Genomic DNA, 16,617 nt, shown 5'->3' on the forward strand with positions numbered 1-16,617 from the left:
GGACGCAGCCGATCCTCAAGGCGCTGCCGTTCCGTGGCATCGTCGATGTCCCGTTCCGCATCTACAGCGGCAACATCAGTGCGGCTTCGGCGGTCGGAGAGATCGCGGGGCAGTTCCTCTGGTGCGCGGCGCTGATCCTCGCGGGGCGATGGGCGCTGGCTCGTGGTCTGCGCCGCGTCGTCGTGCAGGGGGGCTGACTCCGATGGGACTCGTCGCGCTGTACCGTCGGCTGATCGCCGTATCCATCCGATCGCAGATGCAGTACCGGGCTTCGTTCCTGATGCTGTCGTTCGGCACGCTGGTCACGGCATCGACCGAGTTCCTGGCGATCTGGGCACTGTTCGCTCGCTTCGGTACGATCAAGTCGTGGCGACTTCCCGAAGCCGCGCTCCTCTATGGTCTGGTGAACACGACCTTCGCCATCGCCGACGCCGTTTCGCGCGGGTTCGACACCTTCGCCGGGATGATCCGCATGGGAGACCTCGACCGGGTTCTCCTGCGACCGCGTAGCGTGGCGCTCCAGGTGGCCGGTCGAGAGTTCCAGATGATGCGCGTGGGGCGATTCGCGCAGGGCGTCGCCGTGCTCGCGTGGTCGTGGCACGCGCTCGGGTTGGGGCCCGAACTGGAGCGGATCGCCCTGGCTGGAGCCGCCGTCGTCGGTGGCGTCGCGCTGTTCTACGGACTCATCGTCGTTCAGGCGACGCTCGCGTTCTGGACCACCGAGGGGTTGGAGGTGGTCAACATGGTCACGTACGGCGGCACCGAGGTTTCTCAGTACCCGATGCACATCTACGGCGCAAGGTTCCGCCGATTCTTCACGTTCGTCATTCCGCTCGCGTGCATCGCGTATCTGCCTGCTCTCGCGATCATGGGAAAACCGGACCCGCTGGGCTCGACGCCGACCATGCAGACCATCGCCCCACTCGCAGGGATCGTCTTCCTGATACTCGCTGGGCAGGCGTGGCGCTTCGGACTGCGCCATTACCGCTCGACGGGCAGTTGAGGGTCGCGCCCGAGCTCACGCCGCACCAGCTCGATGGCATCCTCGCGCGTGGAGACGAGCCCGTCCTCATGCGCCTCCTGCACCAGGCGAAGCAGATGCCCAATGCGCCGACCGTGCGACAACCCGAAGGTTCTCATCAGTTCCCTGCCCGTCATCAGACGCCGGCGCTCGCGCAACGGCAGAACGCGCTGGAAGTAGTGATCGGCGACCTGGCGCATCGTCCGCGACGCACCTTCGAGCTCGCCGTTTGTCGCCTCGGTCCCATGGAAAGCCCGACGCTCCGCCCACGAGACGAGCAGCACGCCCAACCAGTCCTCCTCGGTTCGATGGAGGAACGCGCGCAACACACGGGGCGATGGTTCCGGCTGGCGAGATAGCCTCGCCAACGAGCCGAGCCCTGCGATGATCGTCGCCGACGAATGACATCCCCGATTGCATAGCGTCAGCCGCTTCCCGATATCGAACGCCGTCTGCGCGCCAACGGCGTAGTGGTTCGGGAACCTGACTCGACCCGCTCGTTCCGTGCGCGTCAGCGGCTTGCCGACAGCGTGGAGCAGCAGGGCGTACCGCAGGATCGCCGCCTTTCGGTAGCCTTGCCCGGCATTCAGCGCCAAGTAGGCGCGCGCCTCGCGCTCGCGATCCGCCAGTATCGGCGGGATCGGATCATCGTCGAAGCAGGTCAGTGCTTCGAGTGTGTGCTCCCACGCGTCGACGCCGTGCCCTCCGTCCATGCCGCGCAGCACCGTCGACTCGGGCACGAGCTCATCAAGCAGACGCGAGTCGTCCAGCGCCCGGAGCGTCGGGGTCGCAGCGTCCGCGCCCAGAATGCGGAAGAACTCGTCGCGGATACGCTCAGGCGCGGAGTCGCGGATGCGTGACCGGTTCTCAGCGACGGCAGCCAGAACCGACGGAGCCAGGCGGAACCCGTGCGTTGCGGACAGGCGGAACGCGCGCAGCATCCGCAGCGGGTCATCGTCCAAGCTGCGCCCGGACGTCCATCGGAGCGTGCGTGTGGCGATGTCGAGGACGCCGCCACTCGGATCGATCCACGACGACGGGTTCCCCTGAACCACGCTCGCCAGCGGCAGCGCGATGGCGTTCACGGTGAAGTCTCTGAGCAGCAGATCGAGCTCCAGTGTCGTGGCGCGGTATGCGGCGCAGTCGATGATCAGCCGGTCGCCGAACATCACTCGCTCGGTCTGGTGCTCCTCGCCGAGGGTGGCAACGCGCGCTCGCCAGCGCGAAGCCCACTCGCGCGCGGCTGCAAGCCCTTCGGGCGACACGACCACGTCGAAGTCCGTCGTCGCCCTGCCGAGGAGTGCGTCGCGCACAGCCCCGCCGACGATGTGGCATGGAACTCCGCGCTCCGACATCCACTCGGACAACGACCGCAGCCGCGACCGACCGCGCCCCCCGGCGAACAAGCGCTCCGTGAAGTCCGGCGGAAGCGTCATGCCTTCCACGCCGCTACGGTCGCCTCCATGTCGAAGAGCTCGAACGCGTTGCCGCCCATGATCCGCTGCGCCGCTTCGAGGGCGTCCGTAAGCGATAGCCAGCCCTCCTCCACGAGCTCCGCCAGCGCCTGAGCGATGCCGCGTCGCGCGATTGCCGCGTGTCCGACGCACGTCTCGACGGTCATGTAATCGCCGCCAAACGTCAGGAGCTTGCTCGCAGGCGCGGCGGACAAGAACTCCTTGACGAAACGCACGCTGGCAGCCGGATTGATGATCCATGCCCAGCACATGTCCACATGGGCGTTCGTGTAGTGCTTCGCCAGAGCGATGTACTCGTCCTGATACGGGTAACCGATGTGCATGAGCACGAAGGTCGCTCGCGGATGCGCCTGGAGCACCGGACACAGGTCGCCGGCGTTCTGCCGCACGCGCTCGAGCGGCATTCCGTTGGCTCCGGCATAGTAGCCCGTGTGCAACTTGACGGGCAGCCGGTACTCCGTCGCCTGGGAGACGCAGTAATGGAAGAGATTGTCCTGAACCGCCTTCATTTCAGCGGGCGAGAGCGCATCGCCGCGCGCGTGTCGGGCGAACAACGGAACCGCGTCCGCATCCGACACGCGCTCGTAGTTCAGTCGTCGTCCGTAGGCGCTCTGGTTCTTCACGGCGATCGCCCGAGGTCCGTACGTCTCAAAGAACCAGTCGATGACCCGATGCCAGTCGGCAAGGGTCGCGGGCTCGATGCCGGTCCTCTTGGCGAGGTTCAGGTCGAGACCCGTGCTCAAGCCGACGAACGACAGGTCTTGCATCAGCAGGTCGGGGTAGGACGTCTCACAGAAGACGTGCTCCAGCGAGTTCACCTGACAGGAGTGGATGTTCGCGGTGTCCCGGAGCACACCGTAGTAGTAACCGGGAACCACGGCTGTCCGCATGCGGTCGGTGACATCCTGCACCGTGTCCTGCCGCAGGTCGTCGATGCCGTAGAGCTGCTGCACGGACAGGCGAACCGCCTGCAGATAGCCGGTATACTTGACCCGGCGATAGTACGGTTCAACAAAGTCCCACTTCTCAGCAGGGCCCAGTTCCGTGCCCAGGAAGCGCGACACGTCCGAAGGCGGCATGCCAGCCGCGATCAGGTCGTTCGAGGAGTAGTGCATCAGCAGGTACGCCCAGTCATCGCATGGGTATCTCGAATCGCCGACTGTCGGCGGAGCCAACCGCCGCGACTCCTCGATGATGTGCTCGTGCGTATCGACCAGAGGCGTCTCTGCGACCCGATCTGCGATGGCGGAGCGAGCTCCCATTCGGCGTGTCGTCCTTTCTGTAACCGGAACCGCGCGCGGCGAGTAGGTTTATGCGAGTGTGCGTGTCGGCCGTCGGTCAGCCCGTCGGCATCCTATCATCGAGAACTGCGGGTGTGATGCATGTTGATCGAAGCCATCCTGGGGGCGGCGGCGGGCTACTTCCTTGAGCCGCTCTACTACGAGTACGTGTTCGCTCCCTACCCGGTCGTAAGGTTCGCGTTCCTGAGCGTGGTTCCCGTGCTCCTCATCGGCTTCACCAGCGCGTGGCTCGTGGACGGCGTGCACCGACTGCTCCGGGCTTCGCTCAGAGCCCCGGCACAGAAGGAGCTCTTCCTGCATCGTGCCCTGCCGCTTGCCGTCTTCGCAAGCGTCGTCTTGCAGATCGAGATCGCGAAGGTCGGTTCGGAGTTCGGTCTCGCGCCCCTCACCGGCGCGTATATCGGTGCGGGAGCCGCCGCCTTGCTCGCCTGGGTCTGGGCTCGCCATCGCCGATACGCCCGTCTCCTGACCCAGATGCCGGACGAAGCTCGCTCGGTCATCCTGGCTGAAGCCGGCAAAGCCGCAGCCTCGGAGTCCAAGTCCGGGTCCAAGGGCAGGGAACCGGCTCCGCGTCGACGTGTCCAGCGAGGCGCAACTCAGCGAAGCCAGATCGACGACGTGTGGGCGTCCCTTTCCACGCAACGCGCTTCGCGGCAGACCGGCGGGCCCCGTCGCGGACGACCCCATCGCGCGTAGTTCTCACGCCGAAGGAGCGCTCGCGTGATCGCGAGTCAGACGGTGCCCGTGATCGCAGTGACCCGAGGCGACCTGGCGGAGACGATCCATCGCGGCGCGTACGTCGCCGTCGACTCGCTCGGCAGGCAAGTCGTTGCTCTCGGGGACCCGGAGCTTCGCACCTACCTGCGGTCGTCCGCCAAGCCCTTCCAAGCGCTGCCGGTGGTGCTCAGCGGAGCCGACAAGCGCTTCGAGCTGTCGCAGCGCGAGCTCGCCATCGCCGCCGGTTCCCACTCAGGGGAGCCGATTCACGTCGACACGGTACGCTCGATGCTCGACAAAGCCGGAGTGCCCGAGTCTGCGCTGCGTTGCGGGCCCCATCTGCCCATCGAGCAAGACGCCGCCTACGCGCTCATTCGTCGGAGCGCCGTGGCTTCCGCCGTCCATTCGAACTGCTCCGGCAAACACGCTGGGATGCTCCTGGCTGCTCAGGCTGGCGGCAACGCGCTGGACTCGTACCTCGACTACGGCCATCCGGTCCAGCAGGCCATTCAGCAAGCCGTCTCCGTCCTGGCGGACACGTCCGTCGAGTCGCTCGAGCTGAGTCGCGACGGGTGCGGCGCGCCCATCTTCGCGCTGTCGCTCGCCCGCACCGCGCGTCTGTTCGCGCATCTCGCCGACCCGTCGAAGGCACCGGCATCGATGGCGCGCGCTCTTGCGACGGTACGTGACGCGATGATGGCGGAGCCCTACCTCGTTGCCGGAAAAGCCCGGCTCGATGTCCGCTTGATGGAGACGTTCCCGGGGAAGGTCGTGGTCAAGTCGGGCGCTGCCGGCGTGTACGGCATGGGTCTGCCCGCCAGCGGCATCGGCATCGCGATCAAGATCGAGAGCGGCGACCAGACGGCTCGGACTGCGACCGCGATCCAAGTCCTTCGAGCCGTTGCCCCGGACCAGTTCCCCGAGCCCGAGCTCGCCGCCCTATGGGACGAGTTCTGTCCCCCGATTCTCAACCTCCGTGGCGAGCGCATCGGCGAAGTGCGCTGGTTGCCGGGGTGATCCTTACGCGGCACTTCCTCCTGTGCTAGACTCGGTGATGCTGCTTACGCGCGTGTCGCTAAGGTAGCGAAGACGTCGAGTCAGGAGGAAGCCGATGGACCGCCTGAAGATCGCCCTCATCGGAACCGGCAACCGCGGCAGAACCGTCTATCTCCCGATCATCCGCGCGCTATCCGACGACGTCGAGTTGGTCGCTGTGTGCGACGAACGGCAGGAGAGCGTCGAGAGCGCCGGAGCGGAATACGGCGTTCCAGCGTTCACCGACCTGGAGACCATGGTGGCGCAGGCGAAGCCCGACGTGTGCGCCGTCGTCATCACGCCAAGCAACAACCACAAGGTGGGCGTACCTCTATCCGAGATGGGCGTCAGCTACGTGACCGAGACGCCGCTCGATACCGACCTGACTCGCTGCGACGAGATGATCGCGGCGGCTGAGCGCAACGGCACAAAGATCGAGGTCGCCGAGAACTACTATCGGGTTCCGACCGAGCGCATCAAGCGCTCCATGATCCTAGCGGGCGTATTCGGTCGCGTGCTTTCCGCGTACAACGACTTCCGAGGTCACGGCTACCACGGCGTCGGGCTCATCCGCAGCTACATCGGCTTGGACGTGGCAGCCGCGCGTGTTTTCGGTTTCACACGTTCATTCGGCGTGCAGGAACACCACTATCGCGGCGGTACCCACACGAACGAAAACTGGCAGCACGGCGTCATCGAATTCGAGAACGGTTCGGTCGGCGTGTTCAACTTCTCCAGCCTTTCGTACGGCTCGCCGCTGCGGCGGTACAACACGAGCAAGTTCTTCGGCGAGCGAGGGCTCTGCATCGGCGATGAGCCCGCAATCCTGAACGCCGAGGCGAACGACCGTCATCCGATCATCGTCAAGCGCCGCACGGATGTCGTCGACGGGGAGGAGGTGTTGGCGTCCCTCACGGCGAACACGTCGCCGCCCGTCGTATGGGAGAACCCGCTGCGCGGCTACAAGCTGAGCGACGGTCAACTCAGCGTCGCGTCGGAGATCATGAGCATCGTCACGGCGGTGCGCGAAGACACGGAACCGGAGTACGGCTACCTGAACGGTCGGATCGACCGCGAGATCGACCTCGCTATGTCACGGTCGTGGCAGTCGGGAGGTCAGGCGGTCGAACTGCCGCTGAGCGTTTGACGCGTTCCCAACTCACGGCTGAGGAATCCGAGAGAACAGGACACAGTCCACGCAGTAAGGAGCACGGCATGTTCCGAAATCTGAGCCCGGGAGCGGTGGGCATCCCCGCCAACCTCGAGCAGAGCCTTCGGTACGCGAAGATCGGCGGCTTCCAGGGCATTGACGTGCCGATGGGCGAGGCGCGCCAGATCGCCGAGAAAGACGGCGTCGAAGCCGTCCAGGAGATGTTCTCCAACGCGGGAATCCGCATGGGCTCCTGGGGTCTGCCAGTCAACTGGCGGGGCTCGGACAAGGAGTACTACGAGAGCCTGGCGCGGCTGCCCGAGCAGGCGGAGTTCGCGGCGGAGCTCGGGTGCTTCCGCACGGCGACGTGGGTGGTAGGATGGTCGAACGACCTGACGCGCCAGGAGCAGTTCGATTTCCTCGTGCGTCGATTCGGTTTGATCGCTGAAATCCTCGCCGACTACGGGCACTCCATCGGGCTCGAGTTCATCGGACCGCATACGTCGCGCAAGAGTGCCCGCTACGGATGCGTCTACACGATGGACGCCATGCTTGCCGTCTGCTGCGCCATCGGAACCGGCAACGTGGGCCTCCTGCTCGATGCCTGGCACTGGTACACCTGCCAGAGCACGATCACGGACGTCAAGCAGCTCGTCGCCGAGGAGGTCGTCTACGTCCACATCAACGACGCTCCGAAGGGGGTGGACGTCCTCGATCAGATCGACAGCGTGCGCGACCTTCCCGGAGCCACCGGCGTCATCGATCTGGTCGGTTTCCTCCAAGCGCTCGACGAGATCGGCTATGACGGTCCCGTCACGCCGGAGCCGTTCCACAAGGGACTGAACGCGATGACCGACAAGGACGAAGCCGCGCGGACCATCGGCGACGCGCTCAAGGGCGTCTGGAAAGCCGCCGGGCTCGACGGCTAGGCTCGGAATCGTCGGCGCAAACGGGACGGCAGACGGACGTTCGACTCATGATGGACTGGAGCTCGAGCCCTCCGCGAACGAGACGAAGATCGGTCTGGGCTCGGACGTTCGGGAACCGCGGCTGGCGGACCGGCTGGTTCGCCGCCGCCGTCGTCCTGTTCATCGCCGGGCTTTGGTCGGGACTCGTGCTCTTCCGACCTCTCTCGGTTCCCACTCGTGACCTCGTCGTGGGCACGCCTCAGCCGCCCCGTGTGGTCGTCGAGCTGACGGACGCCCGCGCCCTGCTCCGCGCCGTGTCGGACCCCCAACCAACCCATGGGGCGCGGCTACTCGACTTCGTTCGGCAGGAGCTCGGATTCGCGTCTCTACCCATCCTTGCCGCTGGCGGCGAGAGATCCCCTGCCAACCGGCTCCTGTCCGCCTGCGTCGGCACGGACACGACCGTTGCGCTGTTCCCCTCCAGCGGTGCGTCGGGCAGTCACTTCGTCGCCGTATCGCGCCTCGGAGCCCTGCAGCGCGTCGAGACCGCCGTGCTCTCGCTCGTGGGTGGTTGGAGCAAGGCGATGCGTCCGCAGACGCACCGGTACCAGGGAACACGGATCACGGCGCTGACGGCGGCTTCACCCCCGCTCTACTACGCCTTCTATGGGCGCGTGGTCTTCATCAGCGACAGCCGCTCGGTCATTGAGCGGACGCTGGACGGCATCTCCGGCGGAACCGGCGGGTTCCTGAAGCAAGGGGAGGAACAGGCGGCGTCGCTCCGCAAGACGCGGTACAGCGGAATGTCTACGGACCGTCAGGCATCGTTCTACATTCGTCCGGCGGTGGCAGCCCCAGGATCCGGCGACCGCGAGTGGTACGGCGAGGTCTCCGTCGCGAACGGACAGGTCGTATGTGACATCTGGGCGCACACCAGCCCGATCGTCCCCGCGACGGCGGCGCTGCTCGATGCCCGCACGATGGCTCTCCAATCCCCGTCCGACGCGCGCCTGGTCGCATGGCACACCGCAGCGCCCAGGTCATGGATCGAGGCGAACTTGCGCAGCCTCCTTGGCGTCGAGTGGAGCGTACGAGGCGCGAAGCCCGAAGGAACCGACGTCCGCGATTCCATGCCCGTCGCGTTCTCTGTCGGCGGCGATTCGGCCGACCTACTGCCCGATATGGCGGTGATCTACCGCGTTGACGACGGATCGCGATACCGACGCCAGCTACGGACCGGCGCGGTGCGGATCACGGTCGATGGGACGCCCGTCGCCGTGAGGGCAGGAGGATCGAACGCCGGAGACGCGGACACCGCCGAGGTCCGACTGGGCCCAGACCAGCGCTACTTCGCGGGCGTGGGCTCCAAAGACGACTACGCCATCGTTACCACGAATCCGAGGTACGCCGAGAGACTGGGCGGACCCGCCGCCCGCACGTTCGCCGAAACCGTCGTCGACGGACCCGCAACGGCAGACCTCTTCTACCTGCGCGCCGCGCCGTCGTCGCTCGCCACCGACGCCGCCAAGATCTCCCAGCTTCTTGCGCTCGGAGCATCGCAGTCAGACGATCCGACTCGGCAGCGAGCCGCTGCCGCCGTCGCCAAGTACGTGCCGCTGCTGTCGTCCGTATCGCGCCTTGAGGTGGATGCGATGGCAACCCCGGATGGATACCGCGTCCTCGCCCGGGCGGACCTCGCCGACGCACCGGCTCCCACTCAATGATCGTCCTCGACAACGTCGTGAAGCGCTACGGCGAGACGACCGCCCTCGACGGCGTGTCTCTGCGGGTCGAGCCGGGCTCCCTCTACGCTCTGCTGGGTCCCAACGGAGCCGGCAAGACGACGGTTCTGCGCATCCTCGCCGGGCTCTCGATACCGACGTCCGGCACCGCGAGCGTCCTTGGGCACGACGTGGTCTCGGACGCCACGGCGGTCAAGTCGCAGATCGGCTACGTGCCCGACGAGCCTGCGTTCTACCCGAGGCTGACCGGACGTGAACACCTGAGACTGGTCGCCGATCTGCGTCGCCTCGCTGCACACGGTACGATGGAGCGAACCCTCGAGCTCTTCGACCTTGCCGCCGTCGCTGACCGCACGGTGGATTCCTACTCCCTCGGCATGCGGCGCAAGCTCGCGCTGGCGGCTGCGCTGCTTCACCGACCTCGAGCGCTGCTGCTCGACGAACCGACCGGCGGTCTCGATCCGCCGGGCATGCGGCTGGTTCGTGATCTGCTTCGCCACCTTTGCGGCGAAGGCGTTGCCATCCTGATGACGACGCACTTGCTGGACGTCGCGGAGCGCATCGCCGACCGCATCGGTGTCATCGCGCATGGCAATCTGGTCGCCGAAGGAGCCGTGTCGGAGCTCCGCGCGTCCCACGACAACCAGCCTCTCGAAGACATCTACCTGCGATTGACCGGCGCGGGGACGCCGCCTCGGTTCCCCGACCTCTGGGCGACTCGATGACGACGACGCGCACCGGTGCTGGTCGTGCCGTCGCCGGTGTGGTTTGGGCCCGCTGGCGCACGGCGCGGAACGCCCTGCAGACGCAGTCTCGTGGCGCATTGGTCGGGTATGCCGCCCTCGCGGCTGCCTTCCTCGTGTACGCATACCAGTACACGGTCGTGCTGAGTGACGCGCTTCGTCGAGCGGCGGTCGTCGAGACGGCGCTGATGCAGATGCTGGCACCCGTCTTTCTGCTGATGACCGTCTACGCCATGTCGCACGCCCTGCAATGGTCGACCGGAGCCGAAGCGCGGCTATTGCTGAGCCTTCCCGTGACGCGGGTCGGCTGCTTCGCCGCTGTGCTGTCGTCGTCGGTGATCGATCTGGCGCCCGTGGTTGCCATCGCGGCTCCGATGCTCGTGGCGCCGGTGCTCGCGGCGAAGCCCGGCCCAGGAGCCATCGTCGGATACGCGTGCGGCGTCGGGGCGTCCGTCCTGCTCGCGGCGTTGTGGGGTATCGTCGCGGCGCTCCTGTTGTCACGGCTCGCTCCGAGCCCAAGCGTCGCACCGGTAGTCCGAGCCACGTCAACGGGAGCCGCCGTCGGGCTGTTCGCGGTGCTTCTGTCTCACCGCAGCGGCTGGGATGCCGGCGGCTGGTTCGGGATGAGCAGCCCGGTCTACTCCATGCTGCCGACGACTTGGGCGTCGAGGTGGTTTGTGAGCGCGAGTTCGCTGCGCGAGCTCGCCTTTGTCGGCGTGCAGTCGGTCGTGCCGGCGGCGGCTGGAGCGTGGGTCGGCACACGGTTGCTCGGAACCTGGGAGGAGCCCGACAGCCCGCACAAGCGCGTTCGAGGATCGGCGCGGACACGGACTCGACCGCCCTGGTTCGCGCTGATGACCAAGGAGTGGACAACGCTTTGGCGCGACGCGAACTTGCTGACGGCGACCGCGGGTCCACTGGTCCTGGTCGTTGTGTCGATGCGCGCGCTGTCCGGGGATCTCGCCGATCGGGTTCGTCTGCCGCTCTCGATGTGCGCCGCGGGCATCGTCATCGGACTGACGCTCGCGGTCACCAGCGTCGGCAGAGAGGGCTTGGCGCTTAGGACGTTCTGGACGCACCTGGCTTCGACGCGCCAGCTCTTGATCGCCAAGGCTCTTGCGATCACAAGTTTGCTGGCTGCCATCAACCTGGCGCTCGTGGCAATCTGGCGGCACGGGTCGGCGAACCCGCTGGAGTTGGCGGCTGCCGTTCTCCTGGCCTGGGGGTTCGCCAGCGCCGGTGTGGGATTCGGAGCCGCCTGGCCCCGCTTCGACGCATCGAAGCCTCTGAAGGCGGCAGGGCTCCCAGCCGTTGCCAGTCTCTACGCGTACTTCTCGGTGGCGGCAACAACCACGACGATGCCGCCAGCGCTCGGGCTCGAAGCAGGATGGGCGGCCGCGGCTGCCGTCGCGATGGCGCTGGCGGGGACGGCTTGCCTCAGCCTGGGAGCGCGCGCGCTCCGAAGAGCGGACGCGCCCTAGCCGGAAGAGCTCAGACGAGCGCGGCGAGTCGCTCGACGACGGCAGACGCCAGCGCGTCGTTGCCGGCATCGGCCATGTGCACGCCGTCATCCCCGACCAGCCGTTCCACCCCGCCGATGCAGATGACCTCGTGCAGATCGAGAACCTCGACTCCCGCGTCGTGCATCGCGGATTCGGCGACGGCGTTGTACGCGACCACGTCGTCTTGGAACCGGTCGAAACCCTTGGTCGCCCGATGCCGGTCGGTGAGCACGGGCGTTGTGGTCGCCCAAACCAAGCGCGCGTCGGTTCGGCAGCGAAGCTCGGAGACGATCCGCGGCAGGTTTCCGGCGTACTCGGTGAGCGACACCTGGCGAGTCTCGGAGCCGAATGCCCGCTTGATGTCGTGCAGTCCGCAGTTGAACGCAACGACGGTGAAATCGACGCCAGGAAACGCTCCAAACCATGCCGCGAGACGCGTCAGCACGTTTCGGCTGTCGCCCCCATTCTCCGGGATGCCGGTAACGTCCGCGACGCCCTGCATCCGCGACCGGACCAGCGGTTCATAGCCCATCCGGATCGAGTCGCCGATCAGGAGCACGTGCTTCCGTTGATCACCCTTCGACAAGCTCGTTGCCCTTCTTGACGAACGACACCGCCGTGCGCGAGATATCGACCTTGACGCCCTCGGCGATGCGGACCTGCAGCACCTTGTCGTCATCGCTCGTGCCTTCGATTCGGCCATGGAGGCCGCCGGTCGTCACGATGACATCACCCTTTTTAAGGGCTTCGAGCATCGCCTTGTGCTTCTTCTCGCGCTGCTGTTGAGGCCTCACGATGAGCAGGAAGAACAGACCGAAGATCAGAACGAACGGTAGCAGGTTGGTCCAGAGGCTTGGGTCCACAGAACCCGTTCCTTTCTATACGATGATCATCGCGTCGCCGTAGCTGTAGAAGCGGTACCGCTCCTCGACGGCGACGCGGTACGCTTCCCGCATCAGATCATAGCCCGCGAACGCCGCGACAAGCATCAGAAGCGACGACTTGGGCAGATGGAAGTTCGTGATGAGGGCGTCGACGGCTCGGAAGCTGTAGCCAGGACGGATGAAGAGCTCCGTGAGCCCCCGGAACGGCTCGATCGCGCCGCCACTGGCAGCGGACTCCAGTGTGCGCACGCTGGTCGTGCCGACGGCGACGATCCTTCTTCCGGCTTCCCGAGCCTGCGCGAGCTCCTTGGCTGCCCCCGCCGTCAGCTCTGCGAACTCGGCGTGGAGTCGGTTCCCGTCCAGCGCGTCGTCCTTTAGCGGCTGGAACGTTCCCATGCCGACGTGGAGCGTCGCCTCGACGGTCGTCACACCCTGGGAGCGCAGGGCGTCCAGCAGGTCCTCGGTGAAGTGCAGTCCGGCTGTAGGAGCCGCGACGGCTCCGTCATGCGTCGCGTAGACGTTCTGATACCGAACCCGGTCGTCGTCATCTGCCTCGCGGCGGATGTAGGGCGGCAACGGCACTCGACCGACCTGCTCCAGCCGGGTTCGGAAGTCCACCGATTCATCGAAGCTAACGCGAAAGGTTCCGCTTGCCGTTCGCCCGATGACTCGCGCGTGGAGAACGCCATCGAAGTCGACGCGCGTGTTCTTCTGAACGCGCTTGCCTGGACGCACCAGGGCTTCCCACGCCCCATCCGCGACGGGATGCAGCAGGAATACCTCGATGCGTGCGCCGGTACCTTCCTTGGTTCCGACGAGACGAGCGGGGATGACGCGCGTGTTGTTCAGCACGAGCACGTCGTCCGCTCTGAGCTCAGACCCGACGTCGCGGAAGCGCGCATGCCGGATCTCTCCCGTCGTTCGGTCGATCACCATCAGACGCGAGGCGTCGCGTCGTTCGGCAGGTCGCTGGGCGATAAGGTCCGCCGGCAACTCGTAATCGTAGTCGGAGAGCTGCGTGCCAGGCAGGGCGCTGGTCTGACCGGTCAGAATAGCAGGTCCTGTTCGGCGGACGGCGCTACGCCGAGGTAATCGTACGCGCGGCGCGTCAGCGAGCGGCCGCGCGAGGTCCGGCTCAGAAAGCCGATCTGGATCAGGAACGGTTCGTACGTATCTTCGACGGTCCGTTCGTCCTCACTGACGGCGGACGCGATCGTGTTCAAGCTGGCGATGCCGTCGCGCGCGACGATGCACTGGAGGATCCGCCGATCCATCTCGTCCAAACCCAGTTCGTCGACGCCCAGCGTTTCGAGTGTGTCGCGAGCGATCTCTTGAGTGATGGTCCCGTCGCCGTGAACCATCGCGTAGTCGCGGATACGGCGCAGCAGTCGCTTGGCGACTCGCGGCGTTCCGCGAGAGCGACCCGCGATCTCTTCAGCGCCCCCCGGAGCCAGTGTCACGCTCATCAATCGCGCGTCCCGCGCGATGATCTGTCGCAGGCTCTCCTCTGCGTAGTAGTCCAGCCGCAGCCGAACGCCGAATCGGTCGCGCAGCGGGCCCGACAGGAGCCCCTCCTTCGTCGTCGCGCCGATCAGCGTGAAGCGCGGCAGCGGAAGGCGCACCGGACGCGCACCGGGACCTCCCTGACCGAGGACGATGTCCAGCGCGAAGTCCTCCATCGCCGGATAGAGGATTTCCTGGGCTCGAATGTTGACCCGGTGCACCTCGTCGATGAAGAGGACATCGCCCTTTTCCATCGTCGTCAGAAGCTGCGAAAGCTCGAGACGCTCGAGCACGGGCCCCACGGTGGTGCGGATGTTCGACCCGAGCTCATGCGCGATGACGTGGGCGAAGGTCGTCTTGCCCAGCCCGCGCGGACCTGAGAGGAGCACATGGTCGAGGGGCTCCCCGCGCTCGCGCGCCGCGCCGATGAACACGGCGAGCTGATCGCGAACCCCCTCCTGACCGATGATCTCGTTGAGTCGCCGAGGTCGGAACGTGTAGTCCTGACCGTTGTCCTCGGCGAGCTGGTCGCCGTTCACCAGGCGGTCCGTCATCGGCGGGCTCTACTTCCCGACTCGTCGGAGCGCGTTGCGGATCAGGTCCTGAACCGACGCAGCCGGACCCAACTCTTTCAGCGCCGCGCCGACAGCTTCGTGCGCCGCGTCCTCGTGCGCGTCGAGGCTCACCAGGGCATCCACCGCCTCGCGAGCCGCATCGGTCGACGGAGCCCTGCCGATCACGAACGCGCGGATCGCACCCAGCCTGGACTGCAGCTCCAGCAATATCTTCTGGGCTGTCTTGCGACCGATCCCGGGAACTCGCGCCAGCGCGGACACGTCGCCTTCCTGAACCGCCTGAGCGAACTGCTCGGACGACATCGTCGACAGCACGTTCAGCGCTGTCCGCGGGCCCACGCCGTTCACCGCGAGGACCATGCGGAACGCGTCGCGATCGTGGCGCGAGGCGAAGCCGTAGAGCGCGTGTTCATCCTCGCGCAGATGCTCGTGCGTGTAAACGCGGAGTGCCGCTCGGTCACGCGCCAAGACACTGATGGTCCGAGTCGGCATGTGGACTTCGTACCCGACGCCACCGACATCCAGGATGACGGAGTCCTCGCCCCATTCCTCGACGATGCCGTTCAGGTACGCGATCATGCACTATGCCATCTGGGTCGAAGCTGAACGGTGATCAAAGGCGAACCACGCGGCTGATGCGACTCGCCACCGGCGCGGCGAACAGGTGACAGATCGCGTTCGCCAGCCCGTCAGCCGCGTCGTCCGGTCTGGGTGGCTGGCGCAGCCCCAGCAACGTCTGGACCATGTACTGCACCTGCTGCTTGGTCGCTCGTCCAGCGCCGACGATGCTTCGCTTCACTTGCGCTGGCGCATAACTCTCGACGGGCACGCCTGCGTGGGCGCATGCCAGGAGCGTCACGCCCCGGGCTTGGGCAACCGCGATGCCCGTCGTCACATTGTTCTTGATGAAGAGGTCTTCGATGGCTGCCGCGTCGGGATGGTGTTCCCGCAGGAGCGATGACAGCGCGTCGTAGAGCATTGCCAGCCGCTGTTCCGGGGCAGCCTCGGGGGGCGTCGTGATCGCGCCGTGCGCGACATGCCGCAGGACGCCGCCGTCATCCAACCTCACGAAGCCATAGCCGAGCGTCGCCGTCCCGGGGTCGAAGCCGACCGTCAGCACGCGCGGCCCCCCCCGTCATGCGGCTTCGATGCTCTCCATCAGGTCTGCATCGATATCGAAGTTCGAGTAGACGTTCTGCACGTCATCGTTCTCGTCGAGAGCATCCATCAGCTTCAGGAGTCGTTCGGCGTCCTTGCCCTCCACGCGGACGGTCGTCTGAGGAACCATCTGCAGCGACGCCGATTCGATCTCGTATCCGGCAGCATCGACCGCGCTTCGGACTGCCTCGAACGCCTCCGAGGGAACCACGATCTCGTAGGAACCGTCTTGGTCCTCGACATCCTCGGCTCCTGCGTCCAGCGACGTGAGCATGAGCTCTTCTTCGTCAACGCCCTCGGACGAGACGATGATGATCCCCTTGCGCTCGAAAAGCCACGCGCAGGAGTTCGGCTCGCCCAGGTTTCCTCCGTGCTTGGCCAAGAGATGGCGCACGTCGGATGCAGACCGGTTCCGGTTGTCGGTCGTCACTTCGATGAAGAGCGCGACGCCGCCCGGTCCATAACCCTCGTAGACGATTTCCTCGTAGACCACGCCCGGGAGCTCGCCCGTCCCACGGAGAATCGCCTTCTCGATCGTGTCGTTGGGCATGTTCTGGGCGCGTGCGTTGTTGATGCCCGTCCGCAGTCGCGGGTTTGACGCCGGGTCGCCACCACTGCGCGCAGCGATCGTGATCTCGCGAATGAGTCGCGTGAACAACGCGCCGCGCTTGGCGTCGTTGGCGCCCTTCTTCCGCTTGATCGTCGCCCATTTGGAATGTCCAGACATCGGTTCTGCCTCCGGGAGCGTCGAACGGAGCGCGCAGTGACGCGCGATCGGGCGTAATGACCAGCTAATACTAGCATACGCGCGAATCGCCCGGCAAAACGGCGGCGCTGACGGCTCTGGAGCTCGACGACTCAGAACATCCGCGCCCAACGGATGTGTGCCTCTGGGGACCGATT

The 16,617-nt window shown here is 66.1% G+C and carries 17 protein-coding genes; 8 read left to right on the forward strand and 9 right to left on the reverse strand.

Translation table 11 applies throughout. The features are described from left to right. Positions 1-202: 202 nt before the first annotated feature. Positions 203-1,003, forward strand: a complete 801-nt coding sequence (locus FJZ36_13005; GenBank protein ID MBM3215824.1) for an ABC transporter permease — start codon at positions 203-205, stop codon at positions 1,001-1,003. Here the strand turns inward: FJZ36_13005 and FJZ36_13010 are convergent. Then, a complete protein-coding gene (locus FJZ36_13010) occupies positions 982-2,457 on the reverse strand; it encodes a CCA tRNA nucleotidyltransferase (protein ID MBM3215825.1) in 1,476 nt (491 codons plus the stop codon). The two genes, FJZ36_13005 and FJZ36_13010, sit on opposite strands and share 22 nt — an antisense overlap. Continuing rightward, a complete protein-coding gene (locus tag FJZ36_13015; protein ID MBM3215826.1) occupies positions 2,454-3,758 on the reverse strand; it encodes a hypothetical protein in 1,305 nt (434 codons plus the stop codon). Before FJZ36_13015 ends, FJZ36_13010 begins: the two co-directional genes overlap by 4 nt. Positions 3,759-3,878: 120 nt before the next feature. Between FJZ36_13015 and FJZ36_13020 the strand changes: the two genes are divergently transcribed. The 7 genes from FJZ36_13020 (at position 3,879) to FJZ36_13050 (ending at position 11,573) form a co-directional block, all read left to right on the forward strand. Continuing rightward, entirely contained in the window at positions 3,879-4,493 is a 615-nt protein-coding gene (locus tag FJZ36_13020; GenBank protein MBM3215827.1) for a hypothetical protein, read from the forward strand. Between the two features lie 24 nt (positions 4,494-4,517). Beyond that, positions 4,518-5,531, forward strand: a complete 1,014-nt coding sequence (locus FJZ36_13025; protein ID MBM3215828.1) for an asparaginase — start codon at positions 4,518-4,520, stop codon at positions 5,529-5,531. Between the two features lie 94 nt (positions 5,532-5,625). Then, positions 5,626-6,696 carry a Gfo/Idh/MocA family oxidoreductase gene (locus FJZ36_13030; protein MBM3215829.1) on the forward strand — a complete coding sequence of 357 codons (1,071 nt, stop codon included), beginning with the start codon at positions 5,626-5,628 and terminating at the stop codon, positions 6,694-6,696. Positions 6,697-6,764: 68 nt separating this feature from the next. Beyond that, on the forward strand, positions 6,765-7,628 hold the full coding sequence (locus FJZ36_13035) for a sugar phosphate isomerase/epimerase (GenBank protein MBM3215830.1): 864 nt from the start codon (positions 6,765-6,767) through the stop codon (positions 7,626-7,628). Between the two features lie 47 nt (positions 7,629-7,675). Continuing rightward, on the forward strand, positions 7,676-9,331 hold the full coding sequence (locus FJZ36_13040) for a hypothetical protein (GenBank protein MBM3215831.1): 1,656 nt from the start codon (positions 7,676-7,678) through the stop codon (positions 9,329-9,331). After that, positions 9,328-10,074: an ABC transporter ATP-binding protein gene (locus tag FJZ36_13045; protein ID MBM3215832.1), complete on the forward strand. Its 747-nt coding sequence runs from the start codon at positions 9,328-9,330 to the stop codon at positions 10,072-10,074. The genes FJZ36_13040 and FJZ36_13045 overlap by 4 nt, the downstream gene beginning before the upstream one ends. Next, positions 10,071-11,573: a hypothetical protein gene (locus FJZ36_13050; GenBank protein MBM3215833.1), complete on the forward strand. Its 1,503-nt coding sequence runs from the start codon at positions 10,071-10,073 to the stop codon at positions 11,571-11,573. Before FJZ36_13045 ends, FJZ36_13050 begins: the two co-directional genes overlap by 4 nt. Before the next feature lie 10 nt (positions 11,574-11,583). Here FJZ36_13050 and FJZ36_13055 read toward each other — a convergent pair whose 3' ends face one another. From FJZ36_13055 to FJZ36_13085, 7 genes are read right to left on the reverse strand one after another with little or no spacing between them, the layout of a single operon-like run. Further along, positions 11,584-12,297, reverse strand: a complete 714-nt coding sequence (locus FJZ36_13055; GenBank protein MBM3215834.1) for a hypothetical protein — start codon at positions 12,295-12,297, stop codon at positions 11,584-11,586. Then, a complete protein-coding gene (gene yajC, locus FJZ36_13060; protein MBM3215835.1) occupies positions 12,167-12,457 on the reverse strand; it encodes a preprotein translocase subunit YajC in 291 nt (96 codons plus the stop codon). The genes FJZ36_13055 and yajC overlap by 131 nt, the downstream gene beginning before the upstream one ends. A 15-nt stretch (positions 12,458-12,472) precedes the next feature. Then, complete coding sequence (gene queA / locus FJZ36_13065; GenBank protein ID MBM3215836.1) at positions 12,473-13,507, reverse strand: tRNA preQ1(34) S-adenosylmethionine ribosyltransferase-isomerase QueA; 1,035 nt, start codon at positions 13,505-13,507, stop codon at positions 12,473-12,475. 17 nt (positions 13,508-13,524) lie between these two features. Next, a complete protein-coding gene (gene ruvB, locus FJZ36_13070; protein ID MBM3215837.1) occupies positions 13,525-14,535 on the reverse strand; it encodes a Holliday junction branch migration DNA helicase RuvB in 1,011 nt (336 codons plus the stop codon). A 9-nt stretch (positions 14,536-14,544) separates the two neighbouring features. After that, entirely contained in the window at positions 14,545-15,135 is a 591-nt protein-coding gene (gene ruvA / locus FJZ36_13075; GenBank protein MBM3215838.1) for a Holliday junction branch migration protein RuvA, read from the reverse strand. A 34-nt stretch (positions 15,136-15,169) separates the two neighbouring features. Beyond that, on the reverse strand, positions 15,170-15,676 hold the full coding sequence (gene ruvC / locus FJZ36_13080) for a crossover junction endodeoxyribonuclease RuvC (GenBank protein ID MBM3215839.1): 507 nt from the start codon (positions 15,674-15,676) through the stop codon (positions 15,170-15,172). Positions 15,677-15,691: 15 nt separating this feature from the next. After that, positions 15,692-16,441 (reverse strand): YebC/PmpR family DNA-binding transcriptional regulator, encoded by a 750-nt coding sequence (locus FJZ36_13085; GenBank protein ID MBM3215840.1) that lies wholly within the window; start codon positions 16,439-16,441, stop codon positions 15,692-15,694. Between the last annotated feature and the right edge of the window lie 176 nt (positions 16,442-16,617).

The organism is Candidatus Poribacteria bacterium (assembly GCA_016866785.1).
Taxonomy (GTDB): Bacteria; Poribacteria; WGA-4E.